The sequence below is a fragment of the Amycolatopsis umgeniensis genome (assembly GCF_014205155.1).
Taxonomy (GTDB): domain Bacteria; phylum Actinomycetota; class Actinomycetes; order Mycobacteriales; family Pseudonocardiaceae; genus Amycolatopsis; species Amycolatopsis umgeniensis.
The window spans coordinates 5740799-5759166 of sequence record NZ_JACHMX010000001.1; the positions used below are offsets into that span (position 1 = coordinate 5740799).

The window sequence follows — 18368 nt, forward strand, 5'->3', positions numbered from 1 at the left end:
TCACTCCGCCCGCGCAGCCTGTTGAGGGCGTGGGTGTGGGCTACGTCGCTCGCCGTATCAACGCGCGCCGCATCCGCATCCGGTGTGCGGCGGCCAGTCTCGATGGCGAATCGTGCCGTCGAAGAAATCGATCTCCAGGGTGGCGTTCCACGCCGGAGGTGCCTGATCGCTCGGCGAGAGAAGCCGGAGTGCCTGTGCGGCGGCCAGCGCGGCGCACGCGTGCACGGCGCCGAGGTCCGGCCGTTGCACGCGTCCCGCGAGCTGGCTCGCCACCCTGGGCCAGGACTCGTCGAGACCGGCGCGGTGCAGGTCGGCGCAACGCAGACAGCTGCTGCGGCCGGGCACCACCAGCGGCCCGACGATGCCGATCCCGTCCCGGACGCGCACCGGCAGGTGACTGATGCCGTCCCGGACGAGTTCGTCGACCACTTCGGGAGCGGGTACCACGGCGTCGGTGAGCAGCACGAGTTCCGGCTGACGATCCGAGTAGAGCCGGGTGGTCGACGTCTCCGCCCCGGCACGGTGCACCACCTGCGCCATCGCGTCCCGGCGCGGCATGCCGATTTCGGCCTCGGTGTAGCCCGAGCCAAGATCACGTTCGAGCACCGTGCCCGATGCCCGGATGTCGATATGCCCTATTCCGCCGTTCGCGAGCAGGACGGCGATGGCCACGGCCAGCCGGCCGTCCCCGTGGATCGCCACCGCGGTCTGTTCGCGGCGTGCCGTCATGGCCGCCTGGTGGTGGCGGGCACGGAGCGACCACAGTCCCGTCTCCAGCCTCGATCTCGGATGACGAGGAGACTGCCCCGCGTCGGTCAGGAGCCCGCGGGCCGTCAGATCCGTCATCAGGTCCCGCAGCTGTTCATCGTGTTCGCTCTGCGCGAGCACGATGTCGTCGGCGGCCCGTTTTCCGTCCAAATCGCGGAGCGCTTCGGCCACCTCGGTGGCGACTCCGGCGATCACCACGGCGTGGGCGGGATCGAGGCCGATCTGGATCTCGCCGTCGCCGCGTTCCAGCACATCCAGGCCGGGAAGAAGGGCGGGGAAGTCGGGCAGGATGATCGATCGCAGATCCGGTTCGCGAAGGTTCATGATCGCAGGATCGCACCTGACCGCTGACCGGCAGCCAAGAAAGACGTGAGTTATCCACAGGTTGGCCCCGTTGTGGACAACTCGAGGCTGTGACCTTTCGGCTCTCGGAGTTGTCGGTGACTGGCCTTACCGTGGTCGAGTGGTCGAAGCACGGACGCCCTCATTGAGGAGCCGGGACACGACGAATCCGTCGGACACTCCCGAACACAAGGTCGAGGTACGGCGTAGCCAGCGCCGTCACCGGACCGTCACCGCGTACTGGGACGAGGACACCCTCGTCGTGCTGATCCCTGCCCGGATGACCCGGGCCGAGGAGAAGCACTGGGTAGCCGAGATGCAGCGCAAGCTGCTGCGCAAGGGCCCGCGGCAGGCCGCTCCGCCGAAGGCCTCGGACGAGGCGCTGCTGGCGCGGTGCGCCGTACTTTCGGCGAAGTATCTGGACGGAAAGGCGATACCCGCGAGCGTTCGCTGGGTACCGCCGATGCGGACGAGGTGGGCGTCCTGCACACCGGTCGACGCGACGATCAGGGTCAGTGATCGCCTGCGCAGGGTGCCGGCGTGGGTGCTGGACTACGTTCTCGTGCACGAACTCGCGCATCTGAAGGAACCAGGGCACAACGCGGCGTTCTGGGAGCTCGTTCGCCGTTATCCCAAGACCGAGCGTGCCATCGGCTATCTGGAGGGCCTGTCCTCCGCCGCCGGATGGGGCATCGCGGCGGAGGACTGACGTGCCTCAGCTCTTGTCTTCGTCGCCCTTGGGCTTGTTCTTCTCGCGCTCGGCGCGTTCGATCTCGGCGATCGGGTCGATCCCTTCGAGGGTCGACTCGCCATCGCCGAGACGTTCGGCGAAGTCGAGCGGCTCGTCGAGGTCTCCGGCGGTCGGCATCAGGTCGGGGTGGGACCAGAGGCCGTCCCGCTTCTCGATGCCGTGCTGGTCGCCGACCAGCTTCCACAAGGCCGAAGCCGCCCGCATCCGCCTGGGCCGGAGCTCGAGTCCGACCAAGGTGGCGAAGGTCTGCTCGGCGGGGCCACCCGTGGCCCGGCGGCGCCGCAGCGTTTCCCGAAGCGCGTCCGCGCCGGGGAGGCGGTCGCCGATGGCCTCCGCGACCACGACGTCGACCCAGCCTTCGACCAGCGCGAGCAGGGTCTCCAGCCGGTTCAGCGCCGCCTTCTGCTCAGGCGAGGTCTGCGGCTCGAGCAGGCCGGAGGACATGGCCTCTTCGATGCTGGCCGGGTTCGACGGGTCGATCTGGCCCGCGAGCTGTTCCAGCGCCGAGGTATCGACGGAGATGCCGCTCGCGAACTCCTCGACGGTGGCAAGCAGGCGCTGCCGCAGCCAGGGAACGTGGGCGAACAGCCGTTGGTGGGCGGCCTCGCGCGCGGCGATGAAGACCAGCACCTCGCTGGTCGGCAGCTCCAGGCCCTCGGTGAACTTCTCGATGTTCGCCGGCAGGAGCGCGGACGTGGCCGCGGGGCCGAGCGGAAGGCCGACCTCGGTGGAGGTGAGCACTTCGGAAGCCAACTGAGCCAGGGCGTTGCCGAGTTGGGAGCCGAAGGCCATCCCGCCCATCTGTCCCATCATCGACAGAAGCGGGCCGGCGGCCTGTTTGGCCTCCTCGGGCAGGGCCTGGACCCATGCGCCCGAGACCTGCTGTGCGACGGGGTCGCAGAGGCGCTGCCAGGTCGGCAAGGTCTTCTCGACCCAGGTGCGCGCGGACCATGCGACGGTCGTCGTGGCACCGGCGGGCAGGATCGTCGCGGCGTCGAGCCACAGCTCTGCCAGATGGGCGGCGTCACGGACGGCCGTGCTCGAGTCTCCGCCGCTGGACGACGAGAAGCCGAGCTTGACGTCGCTGTCGCTGCTGCTGAGATTCTGCAGCGCGATCTGTTTCGCCAGGTCATAGTTGACCGGCCCGGTCGAGCTGCCGGCCTGGCTGAGCATCTGGCCCAGCTGGCTGAGCATCTGACCGAGCTGATTGAAGGCCTCGGCGCCGGAGGGCTGGCCGCCGGAGTCCGACGGCTCGTTCTCGCCTCGTTTGTCGGGATCGGGCGGTCCGAAGCCGAACGGGGGTTTGCTCATGGCACCACCGTACGCGGGTCCTGGGACCCAGAGCTCGTCAACTGGAGTGATGCGCGTGGCCTTCACCGAGAAGCGAACGCCGTCACCGTACGCTGTCACGCGTGACTGAGCCCTCGGAGGAGACCACAGCAGCGCGGAGCCGTGCGGGCTCCGCGAGTGACCAGGACCGCTCCGAACGGCGGCTGACCCGGCGCGGCTGGACGCTGCTGGTCAGCGGCGCGTTGTTCGTCGCCTTCGCGCTGGTCGGGTTCTTCATCCCGGTGCCGTACGTGGCGATCAGCCCCGGCCCGACTTACGACACCTTGGGCAAAGACGCCGCCGGGCAGTCGGTGATCCAGGTCAACGGGCACGAGATGTTCCAGACCTCCGGCGAGCTGCGGATGACGACAGTCTCCCTGCGCGATGGCGGCATCACGCTGTTCAACGCGCTTGGGCTCTGGGCGAGTGGCCGGTACGCGTTGGCGCCGCGCGAGGAGTACTTCAAACCGGGCGAGACCAACGAACAGGTTCGCCAGGAGAACATCCAGCAACTGCAGGACTCGCAGACCGCGGCTCAGGTCGCCGCGCTGCGCCGCAAGTTCCCGGTGAAGGTGCTCGCGAAGACGATCGTCTCCGGCAGTCCGGCGGACAAGGTGCTCGCGCCCGGGGACCGGCTGCTGGTGGTCAACGGGAAGACGGTCACGGAGGCGACCGAGGTGCGGGCCGCGCTGAACGGGACGAAGCCCGGGCAGACCGTCCAGATCACCTTCAAGTCCGACGGGCAGGCTGAGCGCACTGTGCCGCTCACGCTCGCGCAGCGGCCCGACGGCCCGGAAGGCTTCATGGGCCTGACCGCGGTGGACCGCGCCGATGTTCCCTTCGACGTGAAGATCTCGCTGCAAGACGTCGGTGGCCCGTCGGCGGGCCTGATGTTCGCGCTCGCGATCGTCGACAAGATGGAGCCCGGTGACCTCGCCGGTGGCAGGCATATCGCCGGGACGGGCGAGATCTCGGAAAAGGGCGTCGTCGGGGCGATCGGCGGCATCTCGTTCAAGGTGGTCGGCGCTCGCGAGGCCGGCGCCACCGACTTCCTCGTGCCCGCGCACAACTGCGCCGAGGCGAAGACCGCCGCGCCCGATGGCCTGAACCTGATCAAGGTGTCCACGCTGGACGAGGCGATCGCGCAGCTCGAGAACCTCAAGGCCGGAAGGCCCACCGCCTCCTGCTGACCCCGGGGGAGCAAGGGACCTTTGCTACCGCCGCTGGGCTGACTGACGAGAGCAAGGGACCTTTGGTATCGCCCAGCGTGCGTCCGGCGCTGGCGATAGCAAAGGTCCCTTGCTCTCTTTTCGCAGGTCAGGGCTGCAGGGTTGCCCTCAACGCTTCGAGCAGGTTGGGGGCCAACTCCGGGTTCTCGATGATCTCGTCGACAGGGACGTCACCGGGTTCTTCGGACTTTCCGGCACCTCGAAGCCGCATGACGCACGCTCCGGCACCGTCTCGCAGTACAGCGGCCACGAGCCGGGCTTCGGTACGGCGCGGGTGGTCTGCGGCCGCTTGGCGCAGACGGTCGGCATCGGTTTCGGGCACGACCGGGAGCTCGGCCTCGGCGTCCGGCGGCAGCACGATGATCTCCTGCGCGAGTGCGCAGCCCAGGACCAGATCGGGCCACGCGATCTGCGCCAGCGCTTCACCGAGATCGCCATCGGGCAGGGACTCCTGAGCGACCGGCGTCAGCGGGGCCGACGGGTCGAGTTGTCCGGCCAGTTCGGGCTGTTCGTCCAGCAGTGCCGCGGTCGGGACCAGCGCGAACAACTGCGGCGGCTGATCCCATCCTCCGGAGGCTACGAACTCCTCGACTTCGCGGGCCAGGCCGGCCACGCCCTGCTGCTCACTCGGTGCCATGGGCACATCGTTCCAGGCGGTCGTGGCCACGGCCTTCCGAGTCCGGTTTGGGCGGGTTCCGGGAACTTCTGACGGCATCCGTAGAGTTAGAGCAACAGGGGCCGCACGCGGTACGCGCGCCCCGCGAAAAGTTCACCAAACCAGGAGCGTGTGCAGTGGCCACTCGGCCCCCCGTGAGCCTGCCGAAGCTGTCCCGGCGCAGCCGGATACTGCTCATCATCGCCGCCGTAGTCATTCTGGCCCTGCTGCTGGGCGCGAGACTGCTCGATACCTATGTCGACTGGTTGTGGTTCGGCGAAGTCGGCGCCCGCACCGTGTTCAGCACGGTGTTGATCACCCGCGTCATCTTGTTCTTCGCCGTAGGGCTCTTGGTGGGAGGCGCGCTCGCGATCAGTTTGATGATCGCGTACCGGAGCAGGCCCGTCTTCGTGCCGATTTCCGGCAACGACGACCCGCTCGCGCGCTACCGCTCCGCGATCGTCGGCCGGATCCGCCTGTTCGGCATCGGCATCCCGGTGCTCACCGGGCTCATCGCCGGCGCTTCCGCGCAGAGCGACTGGCAGGTCGTGCAGCTGTTCCTGAACGGCACGCCGTTCGGGCAGACCGATCCCGAGTTCGGCAACGACGTCGGCTTCTACGCCTTCGACCTGCCGTTCTACAACTGGCTCCTGGGCTGGCTGTTCATCGCGGTCGTCATCGCGTTCTTCGGCGCGCTGATCTCGCATTACGTCTTCGGCGGCATCCGGCTCGCGGGCAAGGGCGGCCAGCTCGCCGGCCCGACCCGCGCCCAGCTCGCCATCACCATCGGCATCTTCGTGCTGCTGAAGGCGGTCGAGTACTTCTTCGACCGCTACAACCTGCTGCTCTCGGATCGGGGAGCGCCGCTGTTCGTCGGTGCGACCTACACCGACCTGAACGCGGTCCTGCCCGCGAAGCTGATCCTCCTGTGCATCTCGGTGATCTGTGCCGTTGCGTTCTTCGCCGGCGCGTTCCTGCGCAACCTGCAGCTGCCCGCGATCGCACTGGTGCTGCTGATCCTGTCGAACGTGCTCGTCGGCGTCGCGTGGCCCGCCGTGCTCGACCAGTTCTCGGTGCGTCCCAACGCGAACGAGAAGGAATCCGCGTCGATCCAGCGCAACATGGACGCGACGCGCCAGGCGTTCGGCCTGACCAACGTCGAGTACAAGGACTACACCGGCAAGTCCGAGGCGACCTCCGCGGAGATCAAGGCGGACAAGGGGACGGTGCCGAACATCCGGCTCCTCGACCCGAACGTCCTCAGCGACACGTTCACCCAGCGCGTCGGCCGTGAGAACTTCTACGGCTTCCCGTCCAAGCTGGACATCGACCGCTACACCCTCAACGGTGTCACGCAGGACTACATCGTCGCGGCCAAGGAGATCAAGACCGAGGGTCTCACCGGCAACCAGACGAACTGGATCAACAAGCACCTCGTCTACACGCACGGAAACGGTTTCGTCGCCGCGCCGGCCAACACGATCGACCGTGCGCTGAAGGACGCCAACTCCGACGGCGGTTACCCGATCGCCACCACCAGCGACACCCAGAACCCGACGGGCGCCGGTTCGACCGACCCGAGCAAGCCGGGCATCAAGGTGGACGAGCCCCGCATCTACTACGGCGAGCTCGCGACCGACGCCGCGTACGCGATCGTCGGCGGCAAGGCAGGACAGGCGCCTGGCGAGTACGACACCGCCGTCGACCGCGGCTACATCTACAAGGGCTCCGGCGGCGTCTCGATCGACAACTGGTTCAACCGGCTCGTCTTCGCCGCCGAATACGGAGAGCGGAACATCCTCTTCTCCGACGCCATCGGCGACGGCTCCAAGATCATGTTCAACCGCGAGCCGCGGGAACGTGTCGCCAAGGCAGCTCCGTGGCTGACCCTCGACGGCGACCCGTACCCGGCGGTCGTCAACGGCAAGATCATCTGGATCGTCGACGGCTACACGACGATGAACAACTTCCCGTACGCCCAGCAGACCCAGCTCGGCCAGGCGACCAACGACTCGCTCAGCGGCACCACCCGTCAGGCGAACTCCTCGATCAACTACATCCGCAACTCGGTCAAGGCCACCGTCGACGCGTTCGACGGCACCGTGACCCTGTACGGGGTCGAGGACAACGAGCCGGTGCTCAACGCCTGGAAGAAGGTCTTCCCGGGCCTGGTCAAGCCGAGCAGCGAGATCTCCCCGGACCTGCGGTCGCACCTCCGCTACCCCGAGGATCTCTTCAAGGTGCAGCGGGAACTCCTGTCGAAGTACCACGTGAACAACCCGGCCGAGTTCTACGCTCAGCAGGCCTTCTGGAGTGTTCCGCAGGACCCGACGCAGGAAGGCGGCGTGAACGCGTCCGCTTCCGGTATCGCCAACCAGCCCGGTTACTACGTCCTGGCCACCGCGCCCGGCGACAGCAAGTCGCGGTTCCAGCTCACCAGTTCGCTGACCGGTCTCCAACGTCAGTACCTGGCGGCATGGATGTCGGTGTCTTCGGATCCCGAAGACTACGGGCGAATGCGGGTCCTGAGACTGCCCACGGGGGCGAGCGGCTCGACCCAGGTCGACGGTCCCGTCCAGGTCCAGAACAGATTCCAGAGTGACCCACGGGTCGCGCAGGACCGGACACTCTTCAACAACCCGAACGTCACGGTCACCTACGGAAACCTGATCACTCTGCCCGTCGCCAACGGCTTCCTGTACGTGGAACCGGTCTACATCCGGCAACGGAACCAGTTGAGCTATCCGCAGCTGGCCCGCGTCCTGGTCTCCTACGGCACCAAGATCGGTTTCGCGCCGACGCTCAACGAAGCCCTGGACCAGGTCTTCGGCGCCGGCACCGGCTCCGGGGTCACGCCGCCGCAGACCGGCGGCACTCCGGGACCCACGACACCGCAACCGCCGGGCACGACGACCCCGCAGCCGCCTGCCAGCGGCAACCCGGCGCTCGACAAGGCCGCGAGCGACATGCACGACGCCTGGCTCAAGTTCCGCACGGCCCAGCAATCCGGTAACTACGCCGACCAGGGAACCGCACTCGCCGCTCTCGAAGCCGCCTCCAAGGCCTACGAGTCGGCCAAGGCCAGCCCGCCGGCATCCGGTGCGCCGCCGACCTCCGGCCAGCCCGGAGGGTGACGTCGCTTACCTAAAGGGCACCTGCTTTGCGCCTGCTGGAAACGCAGGCGTAAGGTAGGTGTCACGACGCGGGGTGGAGCAGCTCGGTAGCTCGCTGGGCTCATAACCCAGAGGTCGCAGGTTCAAATCCTGTCCCCGCTACAGAGGGAAGAGGCCCGTGTTCGCGGATATCGCGAACACGGGCCTCTTTCGTGTTTGCCCCCCCAGAGGCCGGTTGCTCAGGGGCCCGAAGTGGCCGCGGGAGCAAGGGACCTTTGGTATCGCCGGTAGCGGGGGACCTTTGCTATCGCGTGGGGGCGGCGGTCCAGCAGGCGTAGCCATCGGGTCGGTACAGGACGGCTTCGGTCGACGGCCAGGGGAGCTCTGTGACCAGCTGGGTCGTCAGGCGCGTCGAGAGGGCGCGGGCGGCGTCGATGTGGTCTGGCGTGGTCGTCAGGAGCACGAAATGGCCCTCGTGGAAGAGCGAGCTGGGGCGAAGCGGGCCGCCTTCGGTGGCGACGTCCTGGTCGGTGAGCCGCGAACCGAGTGCCGGATGCGACGTCCCGTAGGTCGTGTAGCGGATCCCGAGACCGGAGACCATGCCCGCCAGGTGCCGGTTTACCTCGGGCAGCTCGACCAGATCGGCGAAGAAGTCGCGAAGCGCGCGCGTCTCGTGAGTCCGCGGAGTCAGCCCTAACTGCGCGGCGACGTTGTGCAGCACCTGCGCGCCGACAGGGTGCCGCTCGGCCTCGTAGGTGTCGAGCAGGTCGTCACCGGCCCAGCCGCGCACTGTCGCGGCGAGCTTCCAGCCCAGGTTCATCGCGTCCTGCACGCCCAGGTTCAACCCCTGACCACCCGCGGGGAAATGGATGTGCGCCGCATCGCCCGCCAGCAGGACCCGTCCGGCGCGGTAGTGCGCCGCTTGCCGCGCAGCGTCGGAAAACCGGGACGCCCACCGGACTTCCGTCACCGTCGAGGACTCGCCGTACGAGTCGAGCACCGCCTGCCGCACCTCGTCGGGCGAGACGGTGGACCGCATGTCCGCAGGCCGCGAGGCCCTGTCGCCGTAGGTGAAGCGGTAAAGACCCGGTTCTCCCAACGGAATCAGGCCTTTGAACGTCGTCGCGCCGGTCGGCTGCCCGATGTTCCGCATCGTTCGCCACTGTTTTTGCGCGCCGTCAGGCACTTTGTCGAACAGCACATCCGCGACCACGCCGTAGCCGTCACCGTCCACACCGGGAAAGTCCACTTCGAGTCCTTTGCGTACAACGCTTCGAGAGCCGTCGCAGCCGACGAGGAACTTCGCGCGCAGCCGGTTTTCGCCACCGTCTGTTCGGTACCGGACAGTCACAGAGTCTTTGTCCTGAACGAAATCGATTACTTCGCTGTCGCGCATCACCTTCGTTCCTTGTGTGGCAAGCCGTTCTTCCAGGTGCGACTCGATCTCCGCCTGCGGAATCCCCAACTGGAACGGGAATCGAGTGTCCCAGCCGTCGTAGGTGACGGGGATCATCGCGAAGTGTCCGTCGCCGACAGTGGCGTACGAACGGGCCTCGGCGCCCGCCAGAAGTCCCCGTAGTTCCAGTATTTCCGCAGTACGCGGCTGCAGGTTCAGCGCTTTCGACAGGCCGGTCCGTTGTGGAAGCCGTTCCAGTACCACGACATCGACACCGGCGAGCGCGAGCTCGTTGGCGAGCATCAGCCCCGTCGGGCCCGCTCCGGCCACGATGACGTCCGTCCCCAGGTTGTTCATACCACTCCTTAACAACGTTAAATTGACCCGCGCCCAGCGTGCCCTTAACATCGTTAAATTGTCAAGGCGGTTCATCGGGAAGAGGGTCCAAAAGTGAGTCTGACCAGGCAGGACGTCGTCCGCGCCGGGCTGCGGCTGCTCAATGAAGTCGGGCTCAACGGGCTCACACTGCGCCTGATCGCGCAGGATCTCGGGGTCAAGGCGCCGGCGCTGTACTGGCATGTGAAGAACAAGCAGGAGCTGCTCGACGAGATGGCGACGCTGATGTACGCCGACGCCATGCCCGGCCGGACGCCGGGAGTCGTGGGGGAGCGGGAGTCGCTCGAGCTGGCATCGCGGCAGATGCGCGGGATGATGCTCGCTTACCGTGACGGCGCGAAGGTCTTCTCCGGGACATTTCTGACCGATGACACGCTGCTCACCGAAAATCCGTTCCAGCCTCGTATCGACGCGGGGCTGAAACCGTACCTGGCTGGACGAGCGTTGTTCACCGTCTACAGCTATGTCATCGGCTTCGTCATCGAAGAACAGGCCGTCTACCCGGTGCCGGGCGAGCGGGACCCTCGTTATGACACGACGCCCACGGCCTGGGTCTTCGACGAGGACGTCGAGGGCCGGTTCGGCGACGGGCTGACCATGGTGCTCAACGGCGTCTTCGGTTGGCTGGATGACAAAGTTGCGCCATAGGGGCAGGTCAAAGGCTCTTTGGAAAGTTAAGGGGACCCCCCTGAAACCCAGTTTCCGGCCCATGTAATCTATTGACACAACGACGCGGGGTGGAGCAGCTCGGTAGCTCGCTGGGCTCATAACCCAGAGGTCGCAGGTTCAAATCCTGTCCCCGCTACAGAGAAAACAAGGCGCGGGTCTGCGGAAATCGCAGACCCGCGCCTCTTTGTTTTCCGGTTCCGCTGCGCGTGTGCCCTCCGGGTCGATCACCGGCCGTCGTTGGTCGGGGCGGGGGACGCGTACCGCTGTCCGTGGCGGAGGCCGGTTGCGCAGCGTGTCCGGTCCATTGTGGACAGGCGTAGTGCGTTGGGCCGAATGAGCGCATATCACTAGCCACAATGGACAGATGTGCTGACCACAGTGGACACAGGTTCGGAAAAGTGGGACCGTAGAGTACGTGTCCGAATTGAATGCAACAGCCGCCGCACTGCTCGGTCTTCTCCACGACGGTCCCGCCACGGGCGGGCAACTGGTCGCGGGGGCGGGTGAGCGTTTCGGCGCCTTCTTCAGCGTGACCCGCAGCCAGGTGTACCGCGAGCTCCCCGCCTTGTCGAAGGAGGGCCTCGTCCGCCTCGGCAAGCAGGGCCCGCGGTCGAGCCAGCAGTACCTCATCACCGCGGCGGGCAAGAAGGCGTTCAAGACGTGGCTGTCCTCCGAAGCCGGTCCTGACCACCTCCGCAGCCCGCTGATCCTGCGTCTCGTGCACGCCGGTTCGCTGACGGTGAAGCAGCGCTCGACGCTGCTCGAGTCGGCGCGCGCCAGCTACACCCAGCAACTCGACGAGGCCAAGGCCGCCACCAAGGGCGCCGACGGCCCGTACGCCAAGGCGGTCGCCGAGTTCGCCCAGGCGCAGGCGAAAGCCGCACTGAAACTGCTGGATTCCATCCCCCAGTCCTGACCCGGACAGGTACCCACGACCGGTTCCCCGCAACCGGTCGTGGGTTTTGCCGTAACCTTGTCCGACGTGAGTGATGAGTTCGATGCGGCCCTGAAGGACCTGACCGGCAAGCTGACGCAGATCGAGTCGGTGATGGACCTGGACGCGCTGCGTGCCCAGGTGGCCGAGCTGGAGGAACAGGCGTCCAGCCCGAACCTCTGGGACGACCCCGAAGCGGCGCAGAAGGTCACCAGCCAGTTGTCCCACCGGCAGAGTGAGCTGCGACGCATTTCCGAGCTGCGGCAGCGGCTCGACGATCTGGGCGTCCTCTATGAACTGGCCGAGGCCGAGGGCGACTCCGCCAGCGTGGCCGAGTCCGAGTCCGAGCTCACGTCGCTCACCAAGGACATCGACGGGCTCGAGGTCCGCACCCTGCTGTCGGGTGAATACGACCCGCGCAACGCCGTGGTCACCATCCGGTCCGAGGCCGGCGGCGTGGACGCGGCCGACTGGGCCGAGATGCTGCTCCGGATGTACCTGCGCTGGGCGGAGCGGCACAACTACCCGACGGACGTCTACGACATCTCCTACGCCGAAGAGGCGGGCATCAAGTCCGCCACGTTCAAGGTGACCGCGCCTTACGTCTACGGCACGCTCTCGGTCGAGCAGGGGACGCACCGGCTGGTGCGCATCTCGCCGTTCGACAACCAGAGCCGTCGCCAGACCTCCTTCGCGCACGTCGAGGTGATGCCCGAGGTCGAGGAGGTCGACCACGTCGACATTCCCGAGAAGGACATCCGCGTCGACGTGTACCGCTCGTCCGGTCCCGGTGGCCAGAGCGTCAACACGACGGACTCGGCGGTGCGCATCACGCACATCCCGACCGGCGTGGTCGTTTCGTGCCAGAACGAAAAGTCGCAGCTGCAGAACAAGGCGGCGGCGATGAAGGTTCTCCAGGCGCGGCTGCTGCAGCGGAAGAAGGAGGAGGAGCGCGCCGAGATGGACGCGCTCAAGGACGGCGGCTCCAGCTGGGGCAACCAGATGCGCTCCTACGTGCTGCACCCGTATCAGATGGTCAAGGACCTGCGGACCGAGTTCGAGGTCGGCAACCCGTCGTCCGTTCTCGACGGTGAGATCGACGGTTTCCTGGAGGCGGGCATCCGCTGGCGCAAGCAGTCCGGAGCCGCGTAACAACCCTGCGTGAGAGAGCAAGGGACCTTTGCTGTCACTTTCCGGAAGAGAGTGATAGCAAAGGTCCCTTGCTCGCTTGGCCGCCGGGACCGGGCTACCCGGGCTTAACGGCGGGCATGGGTAGTATGCCGAACCGTGATCCGGCTCGAAGAGGTTTCCAAGGTCTACAAGACCTCGACCCGTCCCGCCCTCGAAAGGGTGTCGGTCGAGATCGACAAAGGTGAGTTCGTCTTCCTGATCGGTCCCTCGGGATCCGGGAAGTCGACCTTCCTGCGTCTCCTGCTGCGCGAAGAGGTGCCGAGCAAGGGTCGCGTGATGGTCTCCAACTTCGACGTCGCCAAGCTCGCCCGTCGCCGGGTGCCGCGCCTGCGGCAGACCATCGGCTGCGTCTTCCAGGACTTCCGCCTGCTGTCGAACAAGACGGTCGCCGAGAACGTCGCCTTCGCGCTCGAAGTCATCGGCAAGCCGCGCCCCACGATCCGCAAGGTCGTGCCCGAGGTCCTCGAACTCGTCGGCCTCGACGGCAAGGCCGACCGCCTCCCCAACGAACTCTCCGGTGGTGAGCAGCAGCGTGTCGCGATCGCCCGCGCGTTCGTGAACCGCCCGCTCGTGCTGCTCGCCGACGAACCGACCGGGAACCTGGACCCTGACACCAGCCAGGACATCATGTTGCTGCTGGAGCGGATCAACCGCACCGGCACGACGGTGCTGATGGCCACCCACGACCATTCGATCGTGGACTCGATGCGGCGAAGGGTCGTCGAGCTCCAGCTCGGCAAGGTCATCCGTGACGACGCCCGAGGCGTCTACGGCATCGGCCGCTGACCGGCCCCGCCCTCCTCCGTTACCCACGACTTCCAAGGGACAGCAACCCCGATGCGCGCCAGTTTCGTCTTCAGCGAGGTAGTCACCGGCTTGCGCCGGAACGTCACGATGACCATCGCGATGATCCTCACCACCGCGGTCTCCCTCGCCATGCTCGGCTTCGGTCTGCTGGCCGTCGGAACGATCGACAAGATGAAGGCCAACTTCCTCGCCGACGTCGAGGTTTCGGTCTATCTGGTCAACGACATCAGCTCGGGTGACCCGAACTGCTCGCAGTCCGCCTGCCAGTCGCTGCGCCAGGACCTGCAGCGCAACGACGGCGTCGAGTCGGTCGTGTTCGAGAACCGCGAGCAGTCCTACGAGCGGTTCAAGAAGATGTTCGAGAGCCAGCCGGAACTGCTCGCGCTGACCGGGCCGGAGGCGCTGCCCGCGTCCCTGCACGTGAAGCTGAAGAACCCGGAGCGCAGCCAGGCGATCATCCAGGAGTACACCGGCAAACCGGGCGTCAGCAAGGTCGACGACCAGCAGAAGGCACTGGACCGCGTGTTCAACGCCCTCAACGGTGTGCGGAACCTGGCCTTCGGTGCCGCGCTGATCATGGCCATCGCCGCGCTGATGCTGATCGCCAACACGATCCAGGTTTCGGCGTTCACCCGGCGCACCGAGGTCGGCATCATGCGACTGGTCGGCGCGACCCGGTGGTACACGCAGCTGCCGTTCCTCCTGGAGGCGGTGGTCGCCGGCCTGGTCGGCGCGATCATCGGGATCGTGTTCCTCGTGCTCACCAAGGTGCTGTTGCTCGACCTGGTGCTCACCGGGGACGTGTTCCCCGCGGTCGGCATGCTCGAATTGCTGTTCCCGGTGGCGCCGATCCTGCTCGCCGTCTCGGTCATCATTTCGGCGATCACCGGCTACGTGACGCTGCGCCTGTACGTGCGCCACTAGCCGCCCCGATAACCACCTGCCCGAACACAGAAACTCACGTAAAGTCGCCATCATGCCCAAGGAACGTGGACACAAGGTGATCGTGTCGAACCGCAAGGCTCGCCACGATTACTCCATCCTCGATACCTACGAAGCCGGTCTCGTGCTCGTCGGTACCGAGGTGAAGAGCCTGCGTGAAGGACGGGCATCGCTGGCCGACGCGTTCGCCACGGTGGACGACGGCGAAGTCTGGCTGCGCAACGTGCACATCCCGGAGTACGTGCAGGGCACGTGGACGAACCACACGCCGCGCCGCACCCGCAAACTGCTGTTGCACCGCCAGGAGATCGAGAAGCTCATCGGCAAGACCAAGGAGAGCGGGCTCTCGCTGGTCCCGCTGGCGATGTACTTCAAGGACGGCAAGGTCAAGGTCGAGATCGCGCTGGCGAAGGGCAAGAAGTCCTACGACAAGCGTCAGGACATCGCCAAGCGTGACGCGGACCGCACCATCAGCCGGGCCATGGGCCGGGCGCTGAAGGGCCGGTACAACGATTGATCCACGGGCCCGCTTCGGACGCCGAGATCCCCGAGTGGATCTCGGCGTTGGGCATCGACGGGCTCGTGGACCTTCACCTGCACTTCCTGCCGAAGCCGGTCATGGACAAGGTGTGGGCCTACTTCGACCAGGCCGAGGAGCACTACGGCATGGCCTGGCCGGTGCACTACCGCACGTCGGAAGAAGAGCGGATCGAAACGCTGCGCGCGCTCGGCGTGCGCAAATTCGCGCCGCTGGTCTATCCGCACAAGCCGGGGATGGCCGAATGGCTGACGTCCTGGGCGCTGGAATTCGCTGAACGCGTTCCGGACGCCGTCCCGACGGGCACCTTCTACCCGGAGCCGTCGGCGTTGTCCGTTGTGGACGGTGCGCTGCGCGCGGGTGCCCGCTGTTTCAAGGCGCACGTCCAGGTCGGCGCCTACGACCCGCGTGACGAACTGCTGGACGGCGTGTGGGGCGCGCTGGCGGACGCGGGTGTCCCGGTGGTCGTCCACTGTGGACACGGACCGTTGAAGGGCGCCTACACCGGGCTACGACTCTTCGAAGAGATCCTCGTGCGGCATCCCGCACTGACGCTGGTGCTCGCGCACGCCGGAATGCCGGAGAACGACTTCGCGTTCGAGCTGGCCCGGAAGTATCCGCGCGTGCACCTCGACACCACGATGGTCGGCGTGGAGTTCACCCGGCGCGGTAATCCGCTCCCGCCGGACTGGACGGACCTGCTGGCGGAGTTCCCGGATCGCGTCGTCCTCGGCACCGACTTCCCCAACATCCCGTACTCCTACGCCACACAGCTGCAGGCGATCGCCGGCTGGGCGGCCGACGATCGCCTGGGTGAGCCTTTCCTGCGAGCGGTGCTGCACGACACCCCCGCGAAACTGCTCAGCGTTTGAGCTGTGCCACCTCGGTGACCGAGACAGCACGGCCGAGCAGCCGCGTCCCCAGGTCCGAGACCGGGATCTGCTTGCCCGCCAGGAGGAATCCGCCCGTCGCCAGCGCCACCCACGGCACCGGGCCCTGCGCGAGACCGTCGCTCAGCGGGGCGAAACCGTGCGCGGCCAGTCCGAGCAGGCCACCCGCGATCGCGAGTCCGGCGAGGACGAGCTGAGGCGTGTGCGCTGTCGAGGCCGGGCCGGAGCTCTGCGTTTCGAAGCGGGCGAAGAGCCGAAGGAAACCGAGAAGCACCAGCCCGCAGGCGCCGAGCCAGGCCGGGACCATCGTCAGCCACAGCACGGAACCCGGTTCGGGGGTCTCGTAACCCAGGCCGTAGACCGCGACACCGGAGACGACGATCAGGGCGGGCATGTGCCACAGGTAGACGCTCATGAACCGCGGGCCGATCCACTTCAAGGCGGCGTCGAGGTTCGGGCGGGCGGCGAGAGCGTTGAGCTGCGGCTTGAAGGCCAGCAGGAGCCCGATCTGGCCGATCGCGAGGAAGGCCAGCAGCACGGTCGGTGGGCTCATGTTGGACACCGGGGCTCCCGGCATGCCGATCATGCTGGCGGGGTACGGACCGAAGGCGACCATCAGCGCGGTGATGCCGAATCCGATACTTGCCATGCCCAGCGCGGCGTTGCGGCTCAGTGAGCCGAGGCGGCCCTGGGTGTAGTGGAAACCGAGTTGGTGCACGGCCATCCAGACGAAGACGGCGTTCGCGAAACCGATCAGGCCGAGGTCGTTGAAGCGGGCGACGTCGACGAGGACGGCGGCGGCGAGCATCACGAGCGGGACCTTGAGACCCCAGCGGCGGTGCGCCGCGGCCAGCATCGGGGTGAGCAGCACGGTGAGCACGTACACGGCCAGGAACCACAGCAGCTGCGCGGCGATCGCGCCACCGACCTGAAGCGGCTGCTCCGGGATGCCCATCCCGCGCAGGATGTCTGGCACGAAGAGCCAGACGGCCACGAGCGGCAGCACCGGGAGCATCAGCCGCTTGAGGCGGGCCGCGAGCCAGGAGCGGGAACTTTCCGCGCGGGAAAGGGAGATCAGGTTCGCCGCGCCACCCGCGAAGAAGACGAGAGGCATGACCTGCGACAGCCAGGTGATGACCCACCAGCCGGGCGTCGCGAGGGCGTTGCCGGTGGCGAGGTGGCCGTCGGCGTAGGAGAGCACCGGCATGCCCCAGTGCTGGACGACGACCGCGAGGATCGCGACCGCGCGGACGATGTCCAGGAACCTGTCCCGGCCCTGTTTCTGGCTCGTGTGCATGGAAATGAGCCTGGTGCTTCAGGGCTCCGAAAACAGCGGGGTGGGCCGCCGTATCGATCTTCCGGTTTTCGCCCCTCGAAGGTGGAGTTTTCCCTACCCCACGCCGTCGGGTTCGGGCTCCGGCCGCGGCGCGGGCTCCGGAACCGGGGTGGAGCACAGCCGGAACTCCCAGCAGTCGTCCTCGGCGAGGCCGAGTTCGTACCGCGTTTCGATCTTCGGTCCGTCGTGCAGATGGACGTGTTTGAGGACGGTTCCCGCGACCGGCTCGGTGTCACCGAGTTCCTGGACACGTCCGTCGAGAGGCCCGCCGAAGAAGCGGGCGCTGTGGGAGGGCCTGTCGGTCATGGGTCCTCCTCGGTTCGGCTCGTCACTCACCAACAGTCTGCCCATGTTAGGTGAGTGACGGCTTCGCCACCAAGAGCTACTTCAGCGTCCTAAGTAAGTGAGGACCGCGCGGACGCGGCGATGTTCTACGGAGCTCGCTTCGAGACCGAGCTTCGAGAAGATGTTGCCGATGTGCTTCTCGACGGCGCCGTGCGAGACGACGAGCGAGTTCGCGATGGCGTTGTTGGACAAGCCCTGCGCCATCAACCCCAGCACCTCGGATTCGCGCGCGGTGAGCGCGTCGAGGGGGTTCTTACGGCCTCGTGCCATCAGTTGCGCGATGACGTCCGGGTCGATGGCCGTGCCGCCGCCGGCGACGCGCTTGACCGCGTCGAGGAAATCCCCGACGTCGGCGACGCGTTCCTTGAGCAGGTAACCGACTCCGCCCGCTCCACCGGACAGGAGTTCGACGGCGTAGCTCTCTTCGACGTACTGCGACAGCACCAGGACGGGCAGTCCGGGGATCGCCTCACGGGCGCCCAGCGCCGCGCGCAGGCCTTCGTCGGTGAAGGTGGGCGGCATCCGCACGTCGACGATCGCGAGATCCGGCCGGTGCTCCTTGACCGCGACGAGCAGGTCTTCGCCGTTGTCCACGGCGGCGACGGTCTCGATGTTCTCATCGGCGAGCAGGCGGATCACCCCCGCGCGCAACAGCACAGCGTCTTCGGCGATGACAACCCGCATCCTGCCCCCAGCGTCGTGAGTGAATGAGCAGAGCCTATTCACTCACGACAGGG

Annotated in this window: 17 protein-coding genes and 2 tRNA genes; 12 read left to right on the forward strand and 7 right to left on the reverse strand. The window is 66.9% G+C overall.

All coding sequences use genetic code 11. From position 1 onward, the window contains the following. Window positions 1–57: 57 nt before the first annotated feature. Window positions 58–1092, reverse strand: coding sequence for a hypothetical protein (locus tag HDA45_RS27255; protein ID WP_184899982.1), 1035 nt, complete (start codon window positions 1090–1092; stop codon window positions 58–60). 163 nt (window positions 1093–1255) lie between these two features. Between HDA45_RS27255 and HDA45_RS27260 the strand changes: the two genes are divergently transcribed. Then, on the forward strand, window positions 1256–1819 hold the full coding sequence (locus tag HDA45_RS27260) for a M48 metallopeptidase family protein (RefSeq protein WP_005167498.1): 564 nt from the start codon (window positions 1256–1258) through the stop codon (window positions 1817–1819). Between the two features lie 6 nt (window positions 1820–1825). On the opposite strand, the gene HDA45_RS27265 is transcribed toward HDA45_RS27260, so the two are convergent. Then, window positions 1826–3172 carry a zinc-dependent metalloprotease gene (locus HDA45_RS27265; protein ID WP_184899984.1) on the reverse strand — a complete coding sequence of 449 codons (1347 nt, stop codon included), beginning with the start codon at window positions 3170–3172 and terminating at the stop codon, window positions 1826–1828. A gap of 203 nt (window positions 3173–3375) precedes the next feature. On the opposite strand from HDA45_RS27265, the gene HDA45_RS27270 reads away from it, so the two are divergent. Then, window positions 3376–4380: a YlbL family protein gene (locus HDA45_RS27270; RefSeq protein ID WP_184906094.1), complete on the forward strand. Its 1005-nt coding sequence runs from the start codon at window positions 3376–3378 to the stop codon at window positions 4378–4380. A 127-nt stretch (window positions 4381–4507) separates the two neighbouring features. On the opposite strand, the gene HDA45_RS27275 is transcribed toward HDA45_RS27270, so the two are convergent. Next, complete coding sequence (locus tag HDA45_RS27275; protein WP_184899986.1) at window positions 4508–5056, reverse strand: PPA1309 family protein; 549 nt, start codon at window positions 5054–5056, stop codon at window positions 4508–4510. 155 nt (window positions 5057–5211) lie between these two features. Here HDA45_RS27275 and HDA45_RS27280 point away from each other — a divergent pair, with 155 nt between their 5' ends. Together HDA45_RS27280 and HDA45_RS27285 are read left to right on the forward strand one after the other, a co-directional pair. Next, window positions 5212–8208: a UPF0182 family protein gene (locus tag HDA45_RS27280; RefSeq protein WP_343072160.1), complete on the forward strand. Its 2997-nt coding sequence runs from the start codon at window positions 5212–5214 to the stop codon at window positions 8206–8208. A gap of 67 nt (window positions 8209–8275) precedes the next feature. Next, window positions 8276–8349, forward strand: a tRNA-Met gene (locus HDA45_RS27285). Window positions 8350–8491: 142 nt separating this feature from the next. Here the strand turns inward: HDA45_RS27285 and HDA45_RS27290 are convergent. Next, window positions 8492–9940 (reverse strand): FAD-dependent monooxygenase, encoded by a 1449-nt coding sequence (locus tag HDA45_RS27290; RefSeq protein WP_184906097.1) that lies wholly within the window; start codon window positions 9938–9940, stop codon window positions 8492–8494. Between the two features lie 93 nt (window positions 9941–10033). Here HDA45_RS27290 and HDA45_RS27295 point away from each other — a divergent pair, with 93 nt between their 5' ends. From HDA45_RS27295 to HDA45_RS27330, 8 genes are all read left to right on the forward strand, one after another. After that, window positions 10034–10627 (forward strand): TetR family transcriptional regulator, encoded by a 594-nt coding sequence (locus HDA45_RS27295; protein ID WP_184899988.1) that lies wholly within the window; start codon window positions 10034–10036, stop codon window positions 10625–10627. Between the two features lie 83 nt (window positions 10628–10710). Next, window positions 10711–10784: transfer RNA gene (locus tag HDA45_RS27300), tRNA-Met, on the forward strand. Window positions 10785–11063: 279 nt separating this feature from the next. Continuing rightward, the gene (locus tag HDA45_RS27305) at window positions 11064–11564 is read left to right on the forward strand and encodes a PadR family transcriptional regulator (RefSeq protein ID WP_020633847.1); all 501 of its coding nucleotides are present in this window, start codon (window positions 11064–11066) and stop codon (window positions 11562–11564) included. 66 nt (window positions 11565–11630) lie between these two features. Next, window positions 11631–12734: a peptide chain release factor 2 gene (gene prfB, locus HDA45_RS27310; RefSeq protein WP_184899990.1), complete on the forward strand. Its 1104-nt coding sequence runs from the start codon at window positions 11631–11633 to the stop codon at window positions 12732–12734. Between the two features lie 135 nt (window positions 12735–12869). Next, window positions 12870–13559, forward strand: coding sequence for a cell division ATP-binding protein FtsE (gene ftsE / locus HDA45_RS27315; protein WP_005168409.1), 690 nt, complete (start codon window positions 12870–12872; stop codon window positions 13557–13559). A 51-nt stretch (window positions 13560–13610) separates the two neighbouring features. After that, window positions 13611–14504 carry a permease-like cell division protein FtsX gene (gene ftsX / locus HDA45_RS27320; RefSeq protein WP_184899992.1) on the forward strand — a complete coding sequence of 298 codons (894 nt, stop codon included), beginning with the start codon at window positions 13611–13613 and terminating at the stop codon, window positions 14502–14504. A 52-nt stretch (window positions 14505–14556) separates the two neighbouring features. After that, window positions 14557–15039, forward strand: coding sequence for an SsrA-binding protein SmpB (gene smpB, locus HDA45_RS27325; protein WP_020633850.1), 483 nt, complete (start codon window positions 14557–14559; stop codon window positions 15037–15039). Continuing rightward, window positions 15036–15932, forward strand: coding sequence for an amidohydrolase family protein (locus HDA45_RS27330; RefSeq protein WP_184899994.1), 897 nt, complete (start codon window positions 15036–15038; stop codon window positions 15930–15932). Before smpB ends, HDA45_RS27330 begins: the two co-directional genes overlap by 4 nt. Here HDA45_RS27330 and HDA45_RS27335 read toward each other — a convergent pair. The 3 genes from HDA45_RS27335 to HDA45_RS27345 all read right to left on the reverse strand — a co-directional run bounded on the left by HDA45_RS27335 (window position 15922) and on the right by HDA45_RS27345 (window position 18315). Beyond that, complete coding sequence (locus HDA45_RS27335) at window positions 15922–17247, reverse strand: acyltransferase family protein (protein WP_184899996.1); 1326 nt, start codon at window positions 17245–17247, stop codon at window positions 15922–15924. The two genes, HDA45_RS27330 and HDA45_RS27335, sit on opposite strands and share 11 nt — an antisense overlap. A 93-nt stretch (window positions 17248–17340) precedes the next feature. Beyond that, window positions 17341–17592, reverse strand: coding sequence for a hypothetical protein (locus tag HDA45_RS27340; protein ID WP_184899998.1), 252 nt, complete (start codon window positions 17590–17592; stop codon window positions 17341–17343). 81 nt (window positions 17593–17673) lie between these two features. Continuing rightward, entirely contained in the window at window positions 17674–18315 is a 642-nt protein-coding gene (locus HDA45_RS27345) for a response regulator transcription factor (protein WP_184900000.1), read from the reverse strand. Between the last annotated feature and the right edge of the window lie 53 nt (window positions 18316–18368).